Origin of the sequence: Streptomyces bohaiensis, from assembly GCF_012033785.1 — a bacterium.
Taxonomy (GTDB): Bacteria; Actinomycetota; Actinomycetes; order Streptomycetales; family Streptomycetaceae; genus Streptomyces; species Streptomyces bohaiensis.
The window spans coordinates 1-5,598 of sequence record NZ_JAAVJC010000300.1 but is presented as its reverse complement, the minus strand read 5'-3'; the positions used below and the strand labels follow the sequence as shown (position 1 = coordinate 5,598).

The following is a 5,598-nucleotide window of genomic DNA, read 5'->3' as shown; positions in this document are numbered from 1 at the left end:
GCACCAGGGCGGCCGTGCCGACCAGCGCGACGGTGGCACCGGCGGCGCCGAGCGTGGTGGCGGCGTCCTTGGCGCCGAGGCGGCGGCCGGCGACGGTGTGCCGCCCGGCGACCTCCTCCAGCAGCGCGGCGAGGGCGTCCTCGTTGCTCCAGCGCGGCCGCCAGCCGGCGGCGTGCAGCCGGCTGCCGCTCACCACCCAGGGGTGCATCGTGTAGGCGAGGTCGCCCGCCGGGGAGGGGGTCAGCCCGAGCCGGTGCAGCCGGGAGGCGGCTCCCAGCGCGACGGCGGACGGCAGTTCCATCCGGCGGATTCCCGAGAGCTCCTCCACCTCGTCCTGCTCCAGCCAGCCGTCGCACCCGACGGAGACGGGCCCCTCGACCCGCCCCAGGGCCGCGTACTCCAGGGCCGAGACGAGGTCCTCGACGTGGCAGAACTGCCAGCGCGGCTGGGAGCCGGCGACCACCAGCAGCCGCGGCGACTCGAAGTAGCGGGTGAGGGCGGTGTCGGCGCCGCCGCCGACGACCACCGCGGGGCGGAGCACGGTGACGGTGAGGCCGGGGTGGGCGTGGGGCGCCCGCTCCGCGAGCCGTTCGATCTCCAGCAGGTCGTCGACCCCGCCGGCGTCCGCGGTCGCACGGAGGTCGGCGTCCTCCGAGAGCGGTACGTCGTTGTCGGCGAGCGCGCCGTAGACCATGGCCGAGGTGCACAGCACCACGCGCCGCACCCCGGCGGCCGCGGCTGCGGTGAGCACGGTCTGGGTGCCGCGGACGTTGTAGGCGCTGCGCGCGGCGGGGTCCGAGTCCAGCCCCAGGTCGAGGGCGAGGTGGACGACGACGTCGACCGGGGGCGACTCGCCGTCGCCCCGCAGCCGGTCGGCGATGGCGGGGTCGCGGACGTCGAGGGTGTGCCACTCGACGTCCTCGGTCTCGCCGGCGCGCTCGTCCAGCGCGAGCACCCGCCGCACGCCGGGGACCGCCGCGATCCGCTCGGTGAACAGGGCGCCGACACCGTCGGCCGCGCCGGTCACGGCGATGGTCAGCGGGGCCGCGGCGTCGTTTCGCGCTGCGCGAACGATGGGCTCCGGGGAACTCACAGGATCTCTCCAGTGGTTGTCTCTGATACGACAGGCGTAGCCCCCATCCTGCCTGAGAGGTGTCTAGGCTGGAGGGACTAGCCCCGGTTTGCGCTCCGGTGATTCCCCGGGGTCACTCCGGTGCGCAGGGCCGGGACGCTGCTCGCGACCGGCCCCGGCGGCGCCGCCCGCGACCGTCCGTCCGTACACACAGAGCCGAGGTTTTCTTCGTGAGCGAGACCCCTTTCGGATTCGGCCTCCCCGAGGAGCCCGGTGACGACGAGTCCGGCAAGAACAAGCGCGAGGGCAAGGGTGAGGCCGGCGGCCCCGGCCGCGGCGGACCGCAGAACCCGCTGGAGGCCATGTTCGGCTCCTTCGGCCTCGGCGGACCCGGCGGCCCCGGCGGCACCGGCAGCCCGGCCGATCTCGGCGCGGCCTTCCAGCAGCTGGGCCAGATGCTCTCCTACGACGGCGGGCCCGTGAACTGGGACCTCGCCCGCGACGTCGCCCGGCAGACCGTGGCCCGCGGCGACTCCGGCGGCACGGCCGACCGCAGTGTCGGTGGGCAGGACCACGCCAAGGTGGCGGAGGCCGTCCGGCTGGCGGACCTCTGGCTGGACGGTGTCACCACGCTGCCCTCCGGGGCGTCCTCGGCGGTGGCGTGGAGCCGCGCCGAGTGGGTCGAGGCGACCCTCCCGGTGTGGCGGAAGCTGGTCGACCCGGTGGCGGAGCGGGTCGGCAACGCCATGGGCGAGGTGCTGCCGTCGGAGATGCAGGCCATGGCCGGACCGCTGCTCGGCATGATGCGCTCCATGGGCGGCGCGATGTTCGGCACCCAGATCGGGCAGGCGGTGGGCACGCTCGCCGGCGAGGTCCTCGGCGCCACCGATGTCGGGCTGCCGCTCGGCCCGGCCGGCAAGGCGGCGCTGCTGCCGGCCAACATCGACACCTTCGGCGAGGGCCTCGGGGTCCCCCTGGAGGAGGTGCGGCTCTACCTGGCGCTGCGGGAGGCCGCGCACCAGCGCCTCTTCGAGCACGTGCCGTGGCTGCGCTCCCACCTGCTGGGCGCGGTCGAGGGCTACGCCCGCGGGATCAAGGTCGACAGCTCCCGGCTGGAGGACATGGTCGGCCAGATCGACCCCTCGCGCCCCGAGGAGCTGCAGGAGAAGCTCCAGCAGGGACTGTTCCAGCCGGAGGACACCCCCGAGCAGAAGGCGGCGCTGGCGCGGCTGGAGACCGCACTCGCCCTGGTCGAGGGGTGGGTGGACGCGGTGGTGCACGCCGCCGCCTCCGGCCACCTGCCGTCCGCGGACGCGCTGCGGGAGACGCTGCGGCGGCGCCGCGCGTCCGGTGGCCCGGCGGAGCAGATGTTCGCCAGTCTGGTCGGGCTGGAGCTGCGCCCGCGGCGGCTGCGGGACGCCTCCCGGCTGTGGGCCTCGCTGGCCGACGCCCGGGGCACCGAGGGCCGGGACGCCCTCTGGTCCCACCCGGACCTGCTGCCCACCGCCGGGGACCTCGACGACCCCGACGGGTTCGTCCACCGCGAGCAGACCGACTTCTCGGAGCTGGACAAGCTGCTGGGCTCCGCCGCCGCGGGCGAGCAGGGCGCGGACGGCGAATCGGAGGCGGGCGGCCCGCGCGAGGGCGGTGCGCGCGGTGAGGAGCGGCGCGGGGACGACGGCGGCGAGGACGGCGACGACCAGGACGGCGACGGCACCGCGGGACGCGGCGCATGAGCCTGCACCGGGACGCCTCCCGGGTACTGGAGCGGTGGCAGGCCCCGGACGAGGGGCAGCACCGGTTGCGCCACGCGTACCGTGACCATCTGGCGTCCCACCCGGACGCGATGCGCCGGGAGTGCGCGGCCGGCCACCTCACCGCCTCCGCGCTGGTGGTGGACCCGGAACGCGAGCAGGTGCTGCTCACCCTGCACGCCAAGCTCGACATGTGGCTGCAGACCGGCGGCCACTGCGAGGACGGTGACACCTCGCTGGCCGGCGCGGCACTGCGGGAGGCGAGCGAGGAGTCCGGTATCCCGGGGCTGCGGCTGCTGGAGCAGCCGGTGGCGCTGGACCGGCACCTCACGCCCTGCGCCGTCCACCTCGACGTGCAGTACGTGGCGATCGCGCCGCGCGGGGCCGAGGCCCGGCGGAGCGAGGAGTCGGCGGACCTCCGGTGGTTCGGCTTCGACGAGGTCGCGGGGGTGGCCGACGGCTCGGTGGTCCGCCTCGCGGCACGGGCGCGCGTGCGGCTGCGGACGTGTGGATGGCGGAGCCGGGCGCGTGGGGCGGGCGGATGCGGCGCCGGGGATCCGCAGAGCCGGAGCCGGTCAGTCGGCGCCGGGGATGTGGGGCAGCCGTTCCGCGGCCACGACGCCCTCCAGGAAGCCCCGCGCCCGGTCGGTGTGGGGGTAGTCCTCCAGCAGGCGCCAGAAGCCCGGCCCGTGGCCGGGGACCAGCAGGTGGGCGAGTTCGTGCAGCAGGACGTAGTCCAGCACGTACTCGGGCATGCCCTGGAGGCGGTGGGAGAGCCGGATCGACCCGGCCGCCGGGGTGCAGGAGCCCCACCGGCTCTGCTGGTTGGTGACCCAGCGGACGGTCCGGGGCACCGCCCGGCCGGCGAGGTAGCGGGCGGAGAGCTGCTCGGCGCGGGCGGCGAGCGCCGCGTCGTCGAGGTGCCGGCGCTGCTCCTGGGCGGCGAGCTTCTCCATCATCACCGAGACCCAGCGGCGCTCTTCCTCCTCGGACATCCTGGCCGGGATCAGCACGATCGTGCGGCCGCCCTCGCGGTAGGCGGAGACCGTCCGACGCCGACGTGAGCTGCGGCGGACCTCCACCGGGCCGTCGGGGGGCGCGGCCGTCCGGGAGTGTCCCGTCGCGGCGGTGCGCTGCGGCGGGCCAACACGCTGGAGGGGGTCGGCGGGCACCTTTCGAAGGTACCCCCATCCACGGACAAAAGTCGTGGCCACGGGCCGCACCGGGCCGCCACGCCTCCCCCGGGCGCACTATTTATGAGATTTGTCGGACCAGGCCCCTTCCGCTCCGTTAAGGGGTTTTCGGGGAAGCGGGCACCGGCGGGCCTGAGGCGCCGATCATCCCGCGATATGACCAACGCCACCCCCTGTGGACAACGCTCGGCGCACACCCCCGACCATCCGGCATGATCCGGTGCGTGACCAATTGGGCACCGTGAGCAACACGGGGTGCGCTCGACGGGCGGTGCGAACGCCCGGGTGACGACGACGGCGGGGCGTGCGCCCCGCAGATCCGGGGGGACGCCATGCATCCGATGATCAAGCCCGCGCTGCGCCGCGGCTGGCAGGACCGACAGACCGTGCGGTTCGGGGTGACGCCGCCGCACGCCGTGCTGCTGGGGCCCCTGGACTCCGCCACCGAGACCTTCCTCGCCCTGCTGGACGGCACCCGCGGGCTGCCCGCGCTCCGCGCGGCGGCGGGGCGCCTCGGCATGCCGCCGGGTGCGGCGGACCGGGTCGCGCGGAGGCTGGCCGATGCCGGCCTGCTGGAGGACGCGACCGCGGACCGGGCGGCGGCGGCCCGGATCAGTGAGCGGCTCCGCCCCGACCTCGCGGCGCAGTCGCTGCTGACCCACGAGCCCGGCGGCGGGCTGGGCAGGCTGGAGGCCCGCCGCGCCGCACGCGTGCAGGTCCGCGGCGCCGGCCGGGTCGGAGCCGGCCTGGCCGTCGCCCTGGCCCAGGCCGGCGTCGGGCGGGTCGAGGTGGTGGACGGCGGTCGGGTCGAACCGGCGGACACCGCGCCCGGCGGCATTCCGGCCGGGTACACCGGCCGCCGCAGGGACGGCGCCGCCCGCGCGGTGGTGCGCGCCGCCCAGCCGTGGCGGTCGGACGCCGACCGCGGCCGTCGGCCCGAAGGGGCGCGGCTGGTGGTCCTCGCACCCCGGGACGGCGTGCGGGCCTACGTACCGGACCCCGATCCCGCGGCCTCCGCCATGGACGGGGAGGTGCCGCACCTCTACGCGGGGGTCGTGGAGGCCACCGGCTTCGTGGGCCCCCTGGTGCTGCCCGGCGTCTCGGCCTGCGCGGAGTGCCTGCTGCGCCACCGCACCCGGCGCGAGCCCAGCTGGCCGCTCCTGGTCGGACAGTGGCGGAACGCCCGGACCCCGGGGGTGCCGGCCTGCGACGCCGCGCTGGCGGTGGCCGTCGCGGGCCTGGCTGCGGCGACCGCCCTCGCCTACCTCGACGACCCGGCCTCCACGCCCGCGGGAGTGCGCAGCGAGCTGTCGCTCCCCACGCTGGAAATGCGGCGCGAGGACGTCCTCCCCCACCCGGAGTGCCCGTGCGGTGCGGCCGCCGCGGCGGGAGGCGCCGACGGGGCGGGGCGGACGGCCGAGGCCGGGCACCGTCCCGAACGGCGGGGAACGGCGGCCGCGGAGCACGACGGGGCGGCGAGGGTCCCGGAGCAGCGGCGGGCGCCCGAGCAGCGGGTGCCACCACGGGGACGGCCCGGCCGGGAGGTCCCGGGCCGGGCCGATCGCAGGGTGGGTGAGCC

General features: G+C 76.6%; 4 protein-coding genes and 1 pseudogene. 3 read left to right on the top strand and 2 right to left on the bottom strand.

Going from position 1 to position 5,598, the window contains the following annotated elements; genetic code table 11:
- Window positions 1–1,093, bottom strand: a 1,093-nt coding sequence (locus HCN52_RS21340) for an NAD-dependent epimerase/dehydratase family protein (protein ID WP_168090075.1), incomplete at its 3' end; no start/stop codon positions are given.
- 209 nt (window positions 1,094–1,302) lie between these two features.
- Here HCN52_RS21340 and HCN52_RS21335 point away from each other — a divergent pair.
- Together HCN52_RS21335 and HCN52_RS21330 are read left to right on the top strand one after the other, a co-directional pair.
- Window positions 1,303–2,808 (top strand): zinc-dependent metalloprotease, encoded by a 1,506-nt coding sequence (locus HCN52_RS21335; protein WP_168090074.1) that lies wholly within the window; start codon window positions 1,303–1,305, stop codon window positions 2,806–2,808.
- A pseudogene (locus tag HCN52_RS21330) lies at window positions 2,805–3,326 on the top strand (NUDIX hydrolase); the annotation flags it as partial. The gene HCN52_RS21335 and the pseudogene HCN52_RS21330, both read left to right, overlap by 4 nt.
- A gap of 75 nt (window positions 3,327–3,401) precedes the next feature.
- Here HCN52_RS21330 and HCN52_RS21325 read toward each other — a convergent pair.
- Entirely contained in the window at window positions 3,402–3,998 is a 597-nt protein-coding gene (locus HCN52_RS21325) for a M48 metallopeptidase family protein (protein WP_168090073.1), read from the bottom strand.
- Between the two features lie 353 nt (window positions 3,999–4,351).
- On the opposite strand from HCN52_RS21325, the gene HCN52_RS21320 reads away from it, so the two are divergent.
- The coding region (locus HCN52_RS21320) for a ThiF family adenylyltransferase (protein ID WP_168090072.1) at window positions 4,352–5,598 on the top strand (1,247 nt) is incomplete at its 3' end.